Raw genomic sequence first — 18,679 nt, forward strand, 5'->3', positions numbered from 1 at the left:
GATAACTAAGCCATCTAATCGAGACTCCTCTCATCGGGACAAGCTTCGTCAAAAAGTTTCGGGCAACGCGGACGTTTACACTGCGCGCGGACGAAGACCGGAGAGCACCCTTTGCAATAGTTGCAGCAGATTTCGAATAAAAGCAAAAACGGGCATAAGGAAATAGTTCGCTTATGATTGAAGGAAATCGGAATCTGAGCCGGGTATTCCTACCGCGTGACTGCGAAAAAGTTGTCTCCGTCACCGCCATATGCCCCGGCAAATCAACCCTAGTCATGATCTAAATCATTCTTTTTCAACCCGCTTGGGCGGATACTTGAGGGAATTGGGTGGATCTTACGCCCGTAAGAATTAGGGCGGGAAACATGGCAGACTACCACACCAGATCGCTAAAAGATGTCTTAGAAGAACTTGGCAGTACAGCTAAGGGCCTGACAGCAGAAGATGCGAAAGACCGGCTGGCGCAGTATGGAGCCAACGAGTTGAAGGTTTCGAAGGACACGCCCGAGATCTTTAAGTTTCTTCTGCAATTCAAGAATTTCTTTGCCATTTTGCTGATCGCAGGTGGCGCGCTGGCGATGACGGCCGAGAAATTAGATCCCGGAACTGGCAATCTGTATATCGCCATTGCGCTGGTCGGTGTGGTGTTCCTGAATGCGGCGTTCACGTACTTTCAAGAACACCAAAGCGAACGCATCATGGACAGCTTCAAGAATATGCTGCCATCGATGATCACAGCTCTACGCGACGGCAATCCACAAGAGGTGCCTGTCGGCGAGTTGGTGCCCGGCGACGTGATTGTGCTGAACGAAGGCGACAAAGTTCCTGCCGATGGGCGGTTAATTGAAGCCAAAGAACTGAAGGTCGACAATTCAAGCCTGACCGGTGAAAGCGAGCCGCAATTACTGGACCAAGGCAAGTCATCCAAGGCGATGTTGGAAAGCCCCAACATGATTTTCTCTGGCAGCCTTGTGCAAAACGGCGAAGGCAAGGTGTTGCTGGTCGAGACCGGCATGAACACTCAGATCGGTGGCATTGTAGCATTGACCAAGGCCACTGAAGCGACCGAGACGCCCATCCACCAGGAACTGAAGTACTTCATCAAGGTCATCAGTTTCATCGCAATCTTTCTGGGGGTCAGCTTCTTTGGCGTGTCTGTCGCAATCGGCAACAACGTGATTGGCAGCCTGATTTTTGCGATCGGCATCATTGTGGCGAACGTCCCTGAAGGTCTGCTGCCCACTGTTACGCTTAGCCTGACCATGGCCAGCCGCCGCATGGCGCAGAAGAACGCTTTAATCAAGAACCTTGAAAGCGTCGAAACCCTCGGGTCGACCACTGTCATATGCACTGACAAAACTGGGACGTTGACGCAAAACCGTCTTGGGGTGAACACGGTTGTCGTCGGGGGCGATGCTTACGCCGTCGACGACAGGAGTGTTGCGGACGCGGCTGCCTTTGATCGACTGCTTCGAGTCATGAGTGTTTGCAACAACGCCTATCTGACGGATGATGGCTATGCTGGCGACGCGACTGAAGGCGCCCTGCTTTTATTTGCAAGACACTATACTGACCCTGCCGCCCTGAGGCGTATCGAAGAGATCGCCGAACAGCCCTTTAATTCTACCAGCAAGCGGATGATCACAGTCACCGATGACGGCACCGGGCCGCAGGCCTACCTCAAGGGTGCGCCCGAGGTGGTGCTGGCCATGTGCGACAAGGTTGCACTGAATGGCGAAGAGTTGGCGCTGACCCCGGACCGGCAAAGCGACATCGTGGATGCGTATCACAGAATGGCTGGTCGCGGCGAACGCGGGCTGGCTTTTGCCGCATGCGCCTGCAATCGCGACGAAGTGCCCGAGGAAGGATACGTCTTTCTGGGTATGACAGGGATGATCGACCCTCCCCGCCCCGAAGTGCCCACCGCGTTGGAGCGATGCGTGTCAGCAGGCATCCGGGTGATCATGCTGACGGGCGATTTCGGCCTGACCGCAAAGACCATCGCCCAACAGATCGGGATGATGGGCCCGCATGGGCGCGTGGTGCAGGGCGACGAGCTATCACAGATGACCGACGCCGATCTGCAGTCAGTTTTGAAAGATGAGGCAGAGATCATCTTTGCCCGCATCGCACCTGCCCAGAAACTACAAGTCGTACAAGCGCTGCAAGCCAGCGGCGAGATCGTGACAGTCACAGGTGACGGCGTGAACGATGCGCCCGCGCTGAAGAATGCCGACATGGGTGTGGCCATGGGCGTGATGGGAACCGACGTCGCCAAGGAAGCCAGTGACATGGTGCTGATGGACGACAATTTCGCCACGATCGTCGCGGCAGTTGAAGAGGGTCGCACAATCTTCGACAACATCAAAAAGTTCATCGCCTATATTCTGACATCCAACATTCCTGAAATCTTGCCGTTCATCGCCTTTGTGCTCTTGGATATTCCCTTGCCGCTGACGGTGATCCTGATCCTCAGCATTGATCTGGGCACGGACATCCTACCCGCGCTCGGTCTGGGGGCGGAAAAGCCGGAAACCGACGTGATGAAACGCAAACCCCGGCTACGGGGCGAACGGTTGCTAAGCCGTAACCTTCTGTTGATGAGCTATGGAATTATCGGAATGCTACAAGCGGCTGCGGGGTTCTTTACCTATTTCACCATCCTCTACACCGGGGGCTGGGAATGGGGGCAAGAGCTGGCCAACTCGGACCTTTTGTATCGGACGGCAATCACCGGTTTCTTTGCCTCGATTATTATTTGCCAAGTGGCGGATGTGATCATCTGCCGGACACGGACGCAAAGTCTTCTTACTGTCGGGCTTTTGTCAAATAATTTGGTCTTGGTAGGGATTGCATTTGAACTGCTGCTGCTGGCATGCATCAGCTATATTCCAGCCTTCAATACGTTCTTTGGCACAGCACCGCTTGCGGCTTGGCACCTGCTGCTTTCAGTCCCCTTCGCCCTGCTAATACTGTTTGGAGATGAGCTGCGTCGTGTCTTTGTGCGTCGCGGAAACCCTTTCGTGTTGCGCTATCTAACGTGGTGAGAAGACTGTTACGCTTTGCACGCTCGCTCCAGTCGGCATCCCACTTAGGGCAAACTGTGGGATTTCCCTGCGTCTACTCGAAAACGCCGCCTTTCAGCGGAAGTTGACCGTCGTTCGACAGCCCCAATCGCATCCATTGGCACGCGTCATGTTGATGCAAGGCAACGCATCTTTTTTGATCTCGGTTGCAACCAAAGGGTGATCTTAGTAACTGTTCGATGGGTATTGGAGCCATGTATTTATGAACAAGATACTTTTTCTATTTTTCTTATTGATCAACGTGATTTCAACTCCAATCCTTGCCCAAGAAATCGAGCAATATGTCTCGGTCACTGCACCTTCTGATTGGGTCGAGATTCATCAGGCAGGCTATGGTCCGTTTGAATTGAGTCATGACGAGGACAGGATATATCGGCTCGTCGACATACAGCTCAAAGTCTCGGCTACGACAAGCGAGCGATACTATCGCGATGTAACTACGTTGCTCAGCAGTGAAGCTGTTGATGACTATGGAACCATTACCCTCTCTCTCAATCCTGCCTACAATACCATCAAGCTCCACCACGTTCGGATTATTCGTGCATCCGGCGAAACCGACGACGTAACTGCCAAGGGAGAGATGCAACTCTACCGATCGGAAACCGAGCGTGAAAAGCTGATCTACAATGGTCGCCTGGAGCTCGCATTTTTGGTCCCGCAGCTAAAGAAAGGCGACACACTAGATTACGCCTTTACTCTCGTTGGCCGAAATCCTGCTTTGGGGCCGCATTGGCAACACAAAATTAACCATGCGTATCAACGACCGACCCAAGAATTGCGCAGAAGGCTTTTAGTTGATGAAAGTATGCCGGTGTTTCTTAAGTCACATAACGGCGCACCGAAACCGACGATAAAGCCGCGCGAGGGCTTTACTGAATACGCTTGGGTGGCGAGCAATGTTCCCGGCCAAACCGGTGAAACAAACGTTCCAAATGGCTACAGATCTAACACTAGAACCACAGCAAGTAGCGTGGACAGTTGGAGCGAAGTCGGGGCACATTTTGCGCCGCTGTATGACCCTGTTCAATTCCAAAGCCCACAAGTTAAGAAGATAGCCGAGGATATTCGCAACGCTAGTGTTGGGGATACACGCGCACAACTGCGTGCTGCGCTCGCCTTTGTGCAAAAAGAAGTGCGTTACACTGGGGTTCAGCTTGGTACCGGCGGATTTGTTCCGCGCCCCCCACAGCGCGTGCTTGCCCGTGGATTTGGCGACTGCAAAGACATGACAGTTCTGTTGAACTCAATCCTATATGAATTGGATATTGAGGCGACTCCGTTGCTTGTCAGTATCGATATGGGACCGGGCTTCGCCGACGATCGGCCAAGAATAGCAGCGTTTGATCATGTCGTGGTGCGGGCAAGTATCGGCAAAAAAAGCTATATACTTGACCCCACGCGAGGCGAACAGCTTGGCGACTTGGCTCATGTGCAACAAGGCCTTTTTGGAAAAGGGGTGGTCATCTCCAAGGATAGCGTTGGTCTGATTGATACGCCGATTTCACAACCTAAGTTTTATCAAGATATCGTTGATACCTTTGACTTCACCAAAGACCCAAAGGCGATCATGCTTACATCCGAAGCCACCTATTCCGGCAAAGCTGCTGACGAAATCCTAGGATGGGCCAAAAGAGATGGCGAAGCCAAAATTGAAGAAACCTATTTGGACTACTTCAAAAAACTGCATCCCAGCATCGAAATTGAAAGCCCACTAACACTGGATGTGGACAGAAAGAACGCAGTCGTTTCTGTCACAACCTACTATAAGCTGACGGACCCGTGGTCACGAGATGAAGACGTTGACGGTCGTGTTTTCTGGATGAGCCCAGATGACCTGTTCTCAAAGCTCCCGCAATTAGAAGACGAACAACGCGAAACCCCATTTGCGGTGGCTCATCCGGTCAAATTTCGCCACCAAATTCGCATGATTACTGACAAATCATGGGGCTACGAGCGAAACACATTCGTGAAAAACACCCCCGCATTTAAAGTGAAATTGGTTGCGCGCGGAATTCCGGGGAAATCAACAAAGACTTACACCTACGTGACCAAGTCAGATCGCATCATGCCTGAAAATTGGCAGCAAACACGCGATGCCTTAGAGCAAATTGACGAAGTCAAATGGACCAGAATGGACGTACCTGATGAGAACCCATTTTGGATGGCTCTCGGCATCGACAAAATGTCAGACCACGACATCGAAGCCGCGATAGGTCTGTATGTCGTGGCGTTGGTATTGGTCCAACTTGTTGTGGTCAGCTATCGTCCACAACGCCCTCTTCAAATTGAAATGGTGCACCAAGTACTTTACCCGGTTTCGACCTTAAAATTCATCACTATGTCGCTGGGGACGATGGGGTTCTATACATACTACTGGTTTTGGCAAAACTGGAGATGGCTGCGTGACATTGAAGACCAAAACGTCTCGCCATTTTGGCGTGGCCTTGCGTTCTCCCCCATTTGGAACTTTAGCCTCTTTTCGCGCATCGCGTCACAAGATCCCGTTGGATCAAGGTCCATTGTGAAGTGGGCGATGCCACTCGCGGTGTTGAGCCTGCTAACTGGCGTTGTTAGCCAACTGCTTGAGAAATCGGATGAACTGCCAGTGTATTATGCGTTGCTTAGTACGGCCCTAGGAATTCTGGTCGTCGTCCCGCTTCAACGTGAGGTGTTGCGCAAAAATGCTTCAAACACAAAGTGGGTGTCGCGTAACTCAAGGTTCGGATGGCAGGCCATCGCTGCACTGATCTTTTGGTCGCCGTTTCTTGTTCTATCGCTAATTGGTGCCTTCAGCACCTAATCGGCCGCCAGTTCCAATGATCACTGGCAATCGGGCTTGGTTTCAAAACCAAAACACCACCATCCCGCTTGATCCTTGCTCAAACAGACAAATCAACCTTGATCAGCGTCAGGCACGCTGATCAAGGCTGCGTTTGTGTTCGTCGCTGCTGGGTAGCCGTTTCAGGACTTTGTACGCTTCGGGCTTTTCGGCTTATTACGCTTTGGCGCAGCTTTCCCACCCGCGGCTATTGCACGGGCTTTGTTCTTTTTGCTGTTGGATTTACCAGCAGGAGGAGGCGGGCCTTTGGGCGTACGCGGCTTGCGTGGCTTATGTGCCGGATCGGAGTCACCCTTTGCGCGCTTTGGCGGCGCATCGGCGTTTGAACCACCTGCATCTGCCTTATCAAAGCGCGGTTTAGGCTTTGCAGACTTAGGTCCAGGCCCCGCGCGTTTTTCATACGAACCGGGCTTGCCCTTCCGCTCGTACTTATCTTGACGTGGCTTGCCACCGGGCTTTCGGTGTTTGCCGGGGCCGCCGGACCCCTTGTGGCCACCACCTGACGTTTCAAACGCGGGCGGTTCGGCCAGTTGGGTGACAACTGCGCCTGCTTCCAGCGTCATATCTGAACCGATATTCTTCAAGAACTTCTTCGCGCTTGAATCAAGTATCTGCACATATGACTGGTCATTCTTAACCCGGATCGCGCCGACGTCTTCGCGGCTCAGACCTCCGGCTTTGCACAGCATCGGCAACAGTCGACGCGGTTCAGCACCTGCGTCACGCCCACCCGAGACCGAGAACCAGACAGACTTGCCAAATTCTTTCCGTTCGGGACGGGCTTCCACATCTGCAAGGTCTTCAGGGGCAGAACGTGTCATCCGATACATCCGCAAGTAAGCGGCGGCGATTTGTTCTGCCGAAAACTTCTCTTGAAGCTTTTCGATCGAGGCGCGTTCTGTTTCCTCGATTATCGCATCCCAATCAGGGTCTGCCAGCATTCGGTCTTCGTCACGGGCTTTGACGGCCTCTGATGATGGGGCATTTCCCCATTCGGCCTTCAACTTGGCCCAGCCGAGGATCCGCTCTGCTTTCTTGCGCGACCGCTTGGTCACGACCAAAGCCGAAACACCTTTACGCCCGGCGCGTCCGGTCCGTCCCGAACGGTGCAAAAGCGTCTCGTGGCTTGAGGGCAATTCGGCATGCACCACCAGATCAAGATTTGGCAGATCGATCCCGCGTGCGGCGACGTCGGTGGCCACACAGACGCGCGCGCGCCCGTCCCGCATGGCTTGCAAGGCGTGCGTACGCTCGCTTTGCGACAGCTCACCCGACAGGGCAACCACTTGGAACCCACGGTTCGACAAGCGCGTTGTCATACGATTGACCATCGCACGCGTGTTCGCAAACACGATGGCATTCGGAGCCTCGTAAAACCGCAGCGTGTTGATCACGGCGTTTTCAGTGTCATGTTCGGCCACCAACATCGCGCGATATTCGATATCTGCGTGTTGATCATTCTCGGACTTCGCAACGACGCGCACCGCGTCTTTTTGGTAGTTCGCGGCAAGAGAGTTGATTGATTTCGGAACGGTCGCCGAGAACAGGAGTGTTTGACGCTCATCAGGGGCTTCGCCCAGAATGAATTCCAGATCTTCGCGGAACCCAAGGTCCAGCATCTCATCGGCTTCATCAAGAACGACGGCGCGCAGAGCCGTCAGATCAATCGAGCCGCGCATGATGTGATCGCGCAGACGACCGGGGGTCGCCACAACGATATGCGCGCCACGTGCCAACGCGCGACGCTCGTCACGCATATCCATTCCGCCGACACAGGACGCGACCACGGCTTTTGCGTTGGCATAAAGCCAGCTCAGCTCTCGCTTCACTTGCAGCGCCAGTTCGCGGGTCGGAGCAATGACCAAGGCCAAGGGTGCCGAAGCACCATCAAATTTCTCACCATCCCCCAGAATGGTCTCTGCAATCGCAATCCCGAACCCAAGCGTCTTGCCTGATCCGGTCTGGGCAGACACCAGCAGATCGCTTCCTGCGAGTTCGGGTTTCAGAACAGCCTGCTGCACGGGCGTCAGCGTGGTGTATCCACGATCTTCAATCGCAGCTCTTAGGGCTTCTTTCACAGCATGTCTTCTTTGTATCTGGAGGGCGCATCCGATATCCCGCAAGGGCCGAACGCGTTGGATTGGCGCATTTTGGTGCCTTCTGTCAGCACAGAGGCTGCGGATATGGCATCGAAGCCCTAATGTATAGGCTTTTTTGCGATCTGGCCATGATCAAAGCCTGAAGCGCAGGCAATGTCAGTTTACAGGACCAACTGCCCTGCAAGAGAGTGCTTAAACGCTAGAAAAAGGCCTTAGTCGGAAAACAACGCCCGGCTAAGTTTCAAAGCTGCATTCTGGATCAAACCTACCTGAGAAACCAGAAGGTCTATCGACAGTCTCTGCGTTGGACCATGCATCGCGATCACCGAAACAAATCTGCCATTTGAATCCGTGATCGGAACAGCCAATGCGATCATTCCGTCAAGAAACTCTTCATGGTCCAACGAGTACTTCTGCTTCTTCACCACGGCCAATTCTTCAAGCAACGTATCTGCCGATACATGTGTCCGATCTGTCATTCGTTCAAAGTTCAAATTACGAACCAAGTTCTCACGCTGTTTAGGCGGCAAGCTCGCAAGAAAGCACTTTCCGCTGGCTGTACAGTGAAAGGGTACATTGGTCCCAATGGGCAGCTGAATGCGAAAGGCCCAATCGGTTTCAACCCGATCAAGATATCGCATACCGTCATCTTCCGGCACTACGTAGTTCACCGTCTCTCCGACACTGTTGGCGAGGTCTTTCAGAATTTGCCGTCTGGCTATGTGGTCTCTTGAATTGTGAAGAAGGCCCGATCCAAGTTCGCGCAGCCTGCGTGTTACCTGATATCGCTTCGTGCTGCCTATGCGCGCGATGAACCCTTCTTCCTCTAACGTTCCACACAAGCGATGGACTGTTTGTTTGGGCAAACCCAACACATCGTTGATGTCAGTGGCCGTCATGGGCTGATCACTTCGCCCCAACACCTCAAGAATTAACAGTGTCCTTAGGTTTGTCGGAATCCGTTCTGACGAAGCCATGGAAGTCCCCTGAGAAGTCCCCTGAAAAAATGATAGCGCAATTATCGCGAATCATCTTAGGCTCATTTTTTACCAAAAACGAGACCTAAAGTCTCAATTTTTGATAATTATGAGGTTTTGATGGAGTTTGACTTCATTGTTGTTGGGGCTGGGTCTGCAGGATGCGCACTCGCCAATCGACTTTCCGAGAACGGAAAGTACTCGGTCGCGCTGCTTGAAGCGGGGCCGAAGGACAGCAATCCGTGGATACATGTTCCTGTTGGATATTTCCGGACGATGGATAACCCACGCAGCGACTGGTGCTACAAAACCCAAACCGATCCCGGCATCGCGGGTCGTTCGATCCCTTGGCCACGTGGCCGCGTCTTGGGCGGGTCGAGTTCAATCAACGGGCTTCTTTATGTGCGTGGTCAGTCGGCTGATTACGACGGATGGGCACAAATGGGGTGCACCGGCTGGGGTTGGGATGATGTCCTGCCCTTCTTCAAGCGCTCTGAAAACTGGGAAGGTTCAGACCCAAAGGGGCTGCGCGGTAAAGATGGGCCGCTTTCGGTCCAGCATTCCCGGTTGAAGCGTGAAATCGTTGATACCTGGGTGGATGCCGCTGTTGCGGCAGGCTACAGCCGCAATCCTGATTATAATGGCGCAGACCAAGAAGGCGTTGGGCACTTTCAGCTGACCATGAAAGGTGGGCGGCGGTGTTCATCCGCCGCGGCATATCTGACACCTTATCGCGATCGAAAGAACCTGCATGTCATCACTGACATTCAAACCGAAAAGGTTCTGATCGAAGACGGACGTGCCGTCGGCGTACGCACCCGGCGCAAGGGGCAAATGCAAGAGCTAAAGGCCCGGTGCGAGGTGATCCTAAGTGCCGGAGCAATCGGATCGCCACAAATTCTGATGCTGTCAGGCATTGGTGATGCGGATGAACTGAAGGCGCACGGCATCGAGGTGAAAGTTGACCTGAAAGGTGTCGGGAAGAACCTGCAGGACCATTTGCAGGCGCGTCCTGTGTTCAAAACCGATCTCAGCACAATCAACACCGAGACCAGCAATATCTTCAAACAGGCGATGATTGGCATTCAATACCTGCTGACCCAACGCGGTCCAATGACGATGGCGGCAAGCCTTGGCACCGGGTTTTTGAAGACCGAAGATCATCTGGCGACACCTGATATCCAGTTTCACATTCAGCCGTGGAGCGCAGACAAACCCGCCGATGGGCCGCACAAGTTCTCGGCCTTTACGGCGTCGGTTTTACAGCTGCGTCCTGAAAGTACTGGCCACCTTTCACTGACCTCTGCAAACATGGATGACCATCCGGAAATTCATCCCAACTACCTGTCGACCGACACCGATTGCCGGACGCTTGTGAAGGGCATTCAAATCGCACGCAAAATCGCGCACACCGAGCCGTTGAAATCTCACATCACAGAAGAACACGCGCCGGGGCCCGGCGTCGCGTTTGATGATGAGGAAGCGACACTGGATTGGGCGCGCCGTTCGTCTGTGACGATCTATCACCCGACCGGAACCTGTAAGATGGGCGTCGACCCGATGGCGGTTCTGGATCCTGACCTTCGGGTCAAAGGGGTTCGGGGTTTGCGCGTCGCCGATGCCTCGATCATGCCGCAGATCGTAAGCGGCAACACCAACGCACCAGCCATCATGATTGGAGAGAAAGCCAGTGACCTTGTTCTGAGGGATGCGAGCTTATGAACGATCCAATCAAGGAACAAAGACCTTTTGGCATGCGGATGCACGCATCTGACTTGCCAACCGACAACTGCCAGGATCATGCCTTCGCCTTTGGCAGCAATGAAAACAAACGTGAAGGCAATACAACTAGGGAGGAACAGTAATGTTCAAACTAAAACATGTAGCCGTCAGCGCTGCAGCATTGGCACTTTCGGTGTCCGCTGCGATGGCTGAAAAAGTACTTCGTATTCAATCGGTTCTGCCAAATACCGCTGACGAAGTCTTTATGCTGAACGAATTCGGTAAGGACGTTGCCGCATTGACCAATGGCTCGCTAACCATCGAAGTGCTGCCTGCGGGCGCCGTCGTTGGACCACGCGATATCATGGACGCGGTTGATGCCGGTCTTGTTGAAGGTGGCTTCGCCTGGACACACTATTGGGGTGGCAAGCACGTTGCAGCCAACCTCTTTGGTGCACCGGTTGCCGGTGCGGGTGTTGGCCTTGACAACATCGCGTTCCTGAGTTGGTTCCAATATGGCGGCGGTCGCGAGCTTTATGACCGTCTGTGGGATGAAATGGGCGTGAACGTAAAAGCCTTCATGTTGCAGCCAGTTGGTCCCGAGGCTCTGGGTTGGTTCCCGAAGCCTATCGAGTCCATGGATGACTTCCGCCAGATGCGTTTCCGCGCGCCTCCCGGAATGGTTGGTGCAGCCTATGCTGACATCGGCGTTCCAGCCGTTGCGATGGGTGGCGGTGACATCCTGCCAGCACTGGAAAAAGGCACAATCGATGCGGCTGAATGGTGCTGCCCGAAGCCAGAACTCTGTCTTTGGCTTCCAGAAGGTTCTTAAGCACTACTACCTGCAAGGTCTGCACCAGGTTGTCGTGAACGCCGACATGTATGTGAACGGCGATTTCTACGACGGGCTGAGCGATCTTGAAAAGAAAGCTCTGGAAGTTGCGGCAAACGCGTCGCTGTCCAAATCCATGTCCTACCGTATCTATGAAAACGGTAAGGCGCTGAAGGACCTGACCGACAACCACGGTGTTATCCTTGAGGACACACCAGCCGACTACTTCACCGAGTACATGGCCGCTGCCAAGAACGCGCTGCAAGCCGCTGCGGATGAAAACGAGTTCTTCGCAGAAGTGTGGCAGTCTCAGAAGGATTTCGCGGATGTCGCGGTTCCATTCTGGGCGGGCGCACAGGCGTCAAACGCAAGCTTGGGTAAAGCTCACGCTGACACGCTGAAATGAACCAGCCTTTGTGCGGGGCCCCCATGGCCCCGCGCTTCATTTTCGATAAGGGCACCTGCCTTTTTCAAAAATGAAGACCCAAAATGGGCACTGACAACAAGGGAGAGCGGGAATGGCCGCAGATGAGGTTAACCCCGAAGAGCTCGAAATAGCTGACGAGCTGATCGCGGAACGACGTGCTGAAGCGCCGGGCGAAACGCCCGAGGACATGACGCCTTGGCAGCGCCCGATCACCGCAGCGATTGACGTGATCAACTACCGCGCAGGCCAGCTTATCGCGATCTTGATGGTACCATTGATTGCCGTGGTGGTGTTCGAGGTCTTCTCGCGCAATTCATTCGCGATCTTGCAAAACGCAGGCTTTGCGGATTTCGCACGCTCGATGGGTCTTGGCCCCACGCTTTGGGTTTATGACACCAGCCGGATGATCGCGGGTGTCCTTTTCATGGCGGGCGCGGGGTACGGCCTGATGCGCGGCGTGCACATCCGTGCAGATTTCCTTTATCGCAACTGGTCAGACAAAACGCAGGCCACCGTCGATGCGACGCTGTATATGTTCTTCTTTATGCCCTCGATGATCTTCTTCACCGTGGTCGCAAGCGAGTTCTGGTGGCTTGCGTTCTCCAGAGGCGAAACCATGCAAATCGACAGCGCTTGGGGCCCGCTATTGTGGCCTGCGCGTATCGCGATGCCGATCGGTGGTTTACTTCTGACGTTGCAAGGTATTCCAGAAATATTCCGCGCTTTTCACAAAATGGGGAAAGAGCGTGAACGTTGGTTTGTCCGTGCTCTGCCCATCTATCTGATCGCCCTGATTTGGCTTGTCTTGGCTGTGTTCCAGCCTGATCTGGTTCCGGGGGGTGAGTGGTTCTCGGACGTGATGTCAGCCCGTCCTAATCTGTCCAAACCTACTATTGGTTTGATCATGCTTGGCGCGATGCTTTTCGTGATCTTCATCGGTTTTCCGATCTCGTTCACGCTTATCTTCTTGGCATTTGTGTTCGGCATCTGGGGCGCTAATTTCAAACTGACCACTCTTCTTCTGACGCTTAACACGAACTCCACAATGCTGAACGACCAGCTGATGGCTGTTCCACTGTTCGTGTTGATGGGGATCGTCATGGAGGCCGCTGGCCTAATGGAGCGCTTGTTCGCATCCATCCAGATGATCATGGCACGCGTGCGTGGTGCGCTGTTCATCGCGGTCTTGATCGTTTCGACAATATTCGCCGCCGCAACAGGGATCGTCGGCGCGTCCGTGACGCTTCTGGGCATCATGGCTGGCGCCACAATGAGCCGCTCTGGTTATAACGTGCAACTGGCCGCAGGAACGATTACGGCCGGGGGCACATTGGGCATTCTAATCCCGCCATCTATCATGCTGATCGTGATGGGGCCCGTCTTGGAAGTGTCCACTCTTGACCTCTTCCGTGGGGCGTTCATTCCCGGCGCGCTGCTGGCGTCTCTCTATCTGCTCTACACACTTGGGCGCTGCTGGTTGAACCCAGAACTCGGCCCTATCTTGGATGAAGAAGACCAGCCCGACACGTCAAATTACTATGGAGCTGAAGTGGCTTTGATCTGCTTGGGCGTTCTGACAATTTGCCGCGTATTTGGGCTGAGCTTAGGCGGCGCTTTTGGCGGGGTCGTTCCGTTTGGCGGATTGATCATATTGGCCGCTACTCTTTACATCGCCTATCAGGCCTACCGCAAACTGAGTATCCTTCGGATTGTTCTGCCCCTTGCGGTCCTGTTCCATGTCTACATGATTTTCGCAAACATGGGTGGTGGTGGTTTGCCGATTTGGTCAACCGTACTGGCAGCCTTCATCGGCCTCCTGGCGTTCCTGGCGCGGCCGATCTACCGCACTGACGCAGAAGGTGGTTTCTATTTCGCAGACCTTTGGGACGAGTTTTTCGCCGGGCTTATGCCCCCCACCATCCTGATCTCATTCGCGCTAGGTTCGATCCTGCTTGGTCTTGCCACACCTGCAGAAGCCGCTGCGATGGGTGCCTTTGGTGCGATCTTGCTATCCATCGGATATCGCAAGTTCACGATCCCAAGCTTCTTCGACAGCCTTATCAAAGCGCTTGAGATCACGGTTCTAATCATGTTCCTCGTCGCAGCCTCCAACTTCTTTGGGGCAGAATTCAGCGCACTTGGTACGCCCAAGATGATGACCGAGCTTCTCTTGGGACTGGATATGTCTCCTTATCTGATTTTGCTTCTGGTCATGGCCTTGATCTTCCTCTTGGGCTGGCCGTTGGAGTGGGTTCCGATCGTGTTGATCGTGGTGCCGATCCTCCTGCCGACCGTGGAAGCCTTGGATGTGTATGGCTTAGAGCGTTACGACATGATGGTTTGGTTCGGCATACTGGTTGCGGTGAACTTGCAAACCGCTTGGTTGTCGCCGCCTGTCGCGCTTTCGGCATACTTCCTTAAAGGCGTCGTACCCAACTGGGATCTCAAGGATATCTACCTTGGCATGATGCAGTTCATGTTGGTCCAGCTCTTGGGCCTGATCCTTCTGTTCCTTTTCCCTCAGCTGGTACTTTGGCTGCCAGCCGTAATGTCAGGAAACTAGATCATGAGCACACAACGTAGTTCTCTTTCCTATCTAAAATGGCCATTGATCACGACCGTGATTGGCCTTGGTCTGACCGGATGGTTGGGCTGGGCGACCAAAGGCGATTGGGCCGGGGTAATGTCCTTCCTGATGGTCGGAGCCGTGTTGGCAGCACTTGAAATTGCGCTGTCATTTGACAACGCAATCGTCAATGCCAACAAGCTGGAAGAGATGACTCCGGTATGGAGACAACGCTTTTTGACGTGGGGGATCCTTATCGCGGTCTTCGGTATGCGAATTGTCTTCCCGCTTGCCATCGTGGCCATTTTCGCGTGGATCAATCCGTTTGCAGCAATGCACATGGCCCTGTCGGATCCAGACGAATACTCGCGGATTATCGGCCACGCGCATGGACCAATATCAGCCTTTGGTGGCACCTTCCTGATGATGGTGGCGCTGAAGTTCTTCATCGACGAAGACAAGTCGATAGACTGGATAACAGTGGTTGAAAAACGTCTGCGGAAATGGGGGTCCATCCGAGGGTTCGAGATCGCATTGGTTCTGGTAATCGTCATGCTGATCTCGCGGTCCTTGCCCGGACCTGAGGTTGCACCATTCCTGACCTCAGCCGTTATGGGTCTGCTGGTTTTCACAATGGTGGACGGGCTTGGGACCTATCTGGACAACATGGCAGGATCGACTGCCGCGATCGGTGCCAAGGGTGGTCTGGGGGCGTTTCTGTATCTCGAAGTGCTCGATGCCAGTTTTTCCTTTGACGGCGTGATCGGCGCGTTTGCTCTGACGACCAACATCCTTCTGATTGCGATCGGCTTGGGAATTGGCGCGATGTATGTGCGGTCGATGACCATCATGCTGGTAGAACGCGGTACGCTGGCCGAATTTCGGTATCTGGAACACGGTGCGTTCTATTCCATCTTCGCGCTTTCGATTGTGATGTTCCTGCAATCCCTTGTGCACGTTCACGAACTCATCACCGGCGGTATCGGCATGGCGCTGATCGCCTTGGCTTTCTACGCCTCGATTATTCACAACAAGCGTGAAGCATAGTCTTTCGCAGCTTACAGGATCTATAGATATGACACGCGAATACCTGAAAAAGGCGACGCTCACGTCCCGCTCGGACGAAGGTGAAACCGCAAAAATTGTAGCGAAAATTCTTTCGGATATCGAAACCGAAGGCGAAGACGCTGCGCTGAGATATGCCGCGCAATTCGATAAATACGATGGGAGTGTTCAGCTTACCCAAGACGAGATTGACGCGGCTTGCGCCTTGGTTCCTCAGAAGCTGAAAGACGATATCCTGTTCGCACATGACAATGTTCGCAGGTTCGCTGAAGTGCAAAAGGGAACCGTCGCAGATGTTGAATACGAGATTAATCCGGGTCTGATCGCGGGCCAAAAGGCAATCCCCGTCACAGCCGCCGGGTGCTACGTCCCTGCGGGGCGATACCGCCACATTGCCAGCGCTGTAATGACCGTGACGACAGCAAAAGTCGCAGGCTGTGAGCACATCACCGTGTGTTCAGCGCCCCAACCCGGAGTTGGAATATATCCGGCGATTGTTTATGCCGCCCACGCGAGCGGGGCTGACAAGATCATGGCGATCGGTGGCGTTCAGGGCATTGCCTCGATGGCGTTTGGTCTGTTCGGTCAACCCAAAGCGAACATCATTGTCGGACCCGGCAACCAGTTCGTGGCAGAAGCCAAGCGCACCCTCTATGGACGTGTCGGCATCGACATGATCGCTGGTCCAACCGACAGCCTGATCCTTGCTGACAAGGATGCCGATCCACATATCGTTGCCACCGACTTGGTAAGCCAAGCAGAGCACGGATATAACTCGCCCGTTTGGCTGGTGACGGATCACCGCCCCTTGGCCGAGGATGTATTGGCGCGCGTACCGGGGTTGATCGCGGACTTGCCCGAACTGAACCGGGAAAATGCGGAAGCAGCCTGGCGTGACTATGCCGAAGTCATGGTGTGCGCGGACCGAGAAGAAATGGCGGCGACGTCGGACGAATATGCGCCTGAGCATCTGACCGTTCAGGCTGACGATCTGGATTGGTGGCTGGAACGCCTCCGGTGCTATGGATCGCTGTTCTTGGGTGAAGAGACGACCGTTTCCTACGGTGACAAAGCGGCTGGAACCAACCACGTTCTGCCAACATCGGGTGCAGCAAGCTATACCGGTGGCCTGAGCGTGCACAAATACATGAAGATCGTCACATGGCAGCGTTCAACACGCGAAGGATCAAAAGCGGTGGCCGAGGCAACAGCCCGCATTTCACGCCTTGAAGGCATGGAAGGACACGCACGCGCGGCAGATGTCCGTTTGGAAAAATACTTCCCGAACGAAACCTTCGATCTGACCGCAAATGGCTGATCCGCGATCTCTTTTTGATTTAACAGGCAAAGTTGCCTGCATCACCGGGGCCAGTTCTGGCCTTGGCAGGCAGGCAGCGATTGCGTTGTCTGCGGCGGGTGCGCGTGTCGTGTCCGTTGCGCGACGCGAGGACGCGCTGCGCAGCCTGACCGCTGAGATTGGTGAAAACGCTGCCCATGTTGTGGCGGACGTGGCCGACCGGGACAAGCTTGGTGCGCTATGTGACGCGATCTCGGCCCCATTTGGATCGCCGGATATCTTGATCCATGCGGCGGGCGTGAACACGCGCCAGCCCGCAGATGAGGTCACACCAGAAGGGTGGGATCAAACGCTGGCGCTAAACCTTTCGGCCCCCTTTTCCTCAGCCAAGCCTTCGTGCCGGCCATGAAGAAAAAGGGCTGGGGGCGGATCGTGAACTATGCATCCCTACAAACCACACGCGCGTTTCCGGGCGGCATCGCCTACGGCGCCAGCAAGGCAGGCATCGGTCAGCTGACCCGCGCGATGGCGGAAGCCTGGTCGCCCTTTGGCATCACTGCAAACGCCATCGGGCCGGGCTTTTTCCCGACCGAACTGACGCAAGCCGTATTCAAAGACGATGCGCGCGCACAACGGAATGCCGCACAAACATGTATCGGTCGCAATGGACGACTTGAGGATATGGACGGGCCGATCCTCTTCTTGTGTTCGGACGCATCTTCGTACGTTACTGGCCAAGTCCTAATGGTTGATGGAGGGTTCACCGCGAAATGAAAGCTCTGGTTTACGATGGCATCGAAACGCTTGGGTATCGCGACGTCCCAAAGGCGGAAGCGAAAAAAGGCGAACACCTGATCCGCGTTATGGCGTCGGGGATTTGCGGGTCTGACATGCATGCCTATCTGGGACATGACAGCAGGCGCCCTGCCCCCTTGATCCTTGGCCACGAGGCCGCTGGGATCATCGAGGGTGGACCCGATGACGGTCGCCGCGTCACAATCAACCCTCTGGTAAATTGCGGAACTTGCGCGGCCTGTGTTGCCGGGCGTGAAAACTTATGCCCCGAACGCCAGATCATCTCGATGCCGCCGTGCGAGGGTGCGTTTGCGCAATATGTTTCAATGCGCGCCAGCAACCTTGTGACTGTCCCGGGTGACATTTCCTTGGCCAAAGCAGCCCTTGCCGAACCGCTGGCGGTAAGCTGGCACGCAGCGCGGCTGGCGCTGGAAGCGATACATCCAAAGATGGAGCATTCAGCGCTTGTCATTGGCGGTGGGGCGATTGGTCTGGCTGCAGCGCTTGCGCTGCGTGCTATGGGGGTGGAAGACGTCACCATTGCCGAGCCGAATGCCAAACGCCGCGCATTCCTTTCCGAACGGTGCAATCAGACTGTGACCGACAAAGCCACCAAACCTGCCACCATCGTAATCGACGCGGTCGGATATGCTGCCACGCGCGCCCTTGCGTCTGAAATTGCTGTCCCCGGAGGGGTGATTGCGCATGTGGGATTGGGGGAAGACACTGGTGGTCTCGATATCCGCCGCATGACGCTGCAAGAGATTACGTTTATCGGAACCTACACCTACACGTCACAAGATTTTCGAAACACCGCGCAAGCGATCTTCGAAAACCGCCTTGGACCACTTGACTGGATCGAAGAACGCGCGCTGTCTGACGGGGCGCAGGCCTTCCGTGAACTGCGCAAAGGCGCGGTTGCAGCACCGAAGATCATCCTCGACCCGTGGTCCTAATTGAACGAGCCAAAAAGG

The 18,679-nt window shown here is 54.5% G+C and carries 12 protein-coding genes and 1 pseudogene; 11 read left to right on the forward strand and 2 right to left on the reverse strand.

Features of this window, described 5'->3' with window-relative positions; genetic code table 11:
• Positions 1-365 precede the first annotated feature (365 nt).
• Complete coding sequence (locus tag AC0L6A_RS13045; protein WP_473290631.1) at positions 366-3,047, forward strand: cation-translocating P-type ATPase; 2,682 nt, start codon at positions 366-368, stop codon at positions 3,045-3,047.
• Between the two features lie 241 nt (positions 3,048-3,288).
• Positions 3,289-5,886 carry a DUF3857 domain-containing protein gene (locus tag AC0L6A_RS13050; protein WP_473290632.1) on the forward strand — a complete coding sequence of 866 codons (2,598 nt, stop codon included), beginning with the start codon at positions 3,289-3,291 and terminating at the stop codon, positions 5,884-5,886.
• Between the two features lie 161 nt (positions 5,887-6,047).
• On the opposite strand, the gene AC0L6A_RS13055 is transcribed toward AC0L6A_RS13050, so the two are convergent.
• Positions 6,048-8,003 carry a DEAD/DEAH box helicase gene (locus tag AC0L6A_RS13055; RefSeq protein ID WP_473290633.1) on the reverse strand — a complete coding sequence of 652 codons (1,956 nt, stop codon included), beginning with the start codon at positions 8,001-8,003 and terminating at the stop codon, positions 6,048-6,050.
• A gap of 233 nt (positions 8,004-8,236) precedes the next feature.
• On the reverse strand, positions 8,237-9,001 hold the full coding sequence (locus tag AC0L6A_RS13060; RefSeq protein ID WP_473290635.1) for an IclR family transcriptional regulator: 765 nt from the start codon (positions 8,999-9,001) through the stop codon (positions 8,237-8,239).
• Positions 9,002-9,121: 120 nt separating this feature from the next.
• Here AC0L6A_RS13060 and AC0L6A_RS13065 point away from each other — a divergent pair, with 120 nt between their 5' ends.
• The 9 genes and pseudogenes from AC0L6A_RS13065 (at position 9,122) to AC0L6A_RS13105 (ending at position 18,661) form a co-directional block, all read left to right on the forward strand.
• Positions 9,122-10,723 carry a GMC family oxidoreductase gene (locus AC0L6A_RS13065; protein ID WP_473290637.1) on the forward strand — a complete coding sequence of 534 codons (1,602 nt, stop codon included), beginning with the start codon at positions 9,122-9,124 and terminating at the stop codon, positions 10,721-10,723.
• A complete protein-coding gene (locus AC0L6A_RS13070) occupies positions 10,720-10,866 on the forward strand; it encodes a hypothetical protein (protein WP_473290639.1) in 147 nt (48 codons plus the stop codon). Before AC0L6A_RS13065 ends, AC0L6A_RS13070 begins: the two co-directional genes overlap by 4 nt.
• Complete coding sequence (locus AC0L6A_RS13075; RefSeq protein WP_473290641.1) at positions 10,866-11,555, forward strand: type 2 periplasmic-binding domain-containing protein; 690 nt, start codon at positions 10,866-10,868, stop codon at positions 11,553-11,555. Before AC0L6A_RS13070 ends, AC0L6A_RS13075 begins: the two co-directional genes overlap by 1 nt.
• Positions 11,494-11,961 carry a type 2 periplasmic-binding domain-containing protein gene (locus tag AC0L6A_RS13080; RefSeq protein WP_473290643.1) on the forward strand — a complete coding sequence of 156 codons (468 nt, stop codon included), beginning with the start codon at positions 11,494-11,496 and terminating at the stop codon, positions 11,959-11,961. Before AC0L6A_RS13075 ends, AC0L6A_RS13080 begins: the two co-directional genes overlap by 62 nt.
• Before the next feature lie 112 nt (positions 11,962-12,073).
• Positions 12,074-14,545, forward strand: coding sequence for a TRAP transporter large permease subunit (locus AC0L6A_RS13085; protein WP_473290644.1), 2,472 nt, complete (start codon positions 12,074-12,076; stop codon positions 14,543-14,545).
• A gap of 3 nt (positions 14,546-14,548) precedes the next feature.
• Positions 14,549-15,595, forward strand: a complete 1,047-nt coding sequence (locus AC0L6A_RS13090; RefSeq protein ID WP_473290646.1) for a DUF475 domain-containing protein — start codon at positions 14,549-14,551, stop codon at positions 15,593-15,595.
• Between the two features lie 28 nt (positions 15,596-15,623).
• Complete coding sequence (gene hisD / locus AC0L6A_RS13095) at positions 15,624-16,931, forward strand: histidinol dehydrogenase (protein ID WP_473290648.1); 1,308 nt, start codon at positions 15,624-15,626, stop codon at positions 16,929-16,931.
• Positions 16,924-17,684, forward strand: a pseudogene (locus AC0L6A_RS13100) (SDR family NAD(P)-dependent oxidoreductase). Before hisD ends, AC0L6A_RS13100 begins: the two are co-directional and overlap by 8 nt.
• Entirely contained in the window at positions 17,681-18,661 is a 981-nt protein-coding gene (locus AC0L6A_RS13105) for an alcohol dehydrogenase catalytic domain-containing protein (RefSeq protein WP_473290650.1), read from the forward strand. Before AC0L6A_RS13100 ends, AC0L6A_RS13105 begins: the two are co-directional and overlap by 4 nt.
• Positions 18,662-18,679 lie beyond the last annotated feature (18 nt).

Source organism: Aliiroseovarius sp. D2-2 (assembly GCF_055809455.1).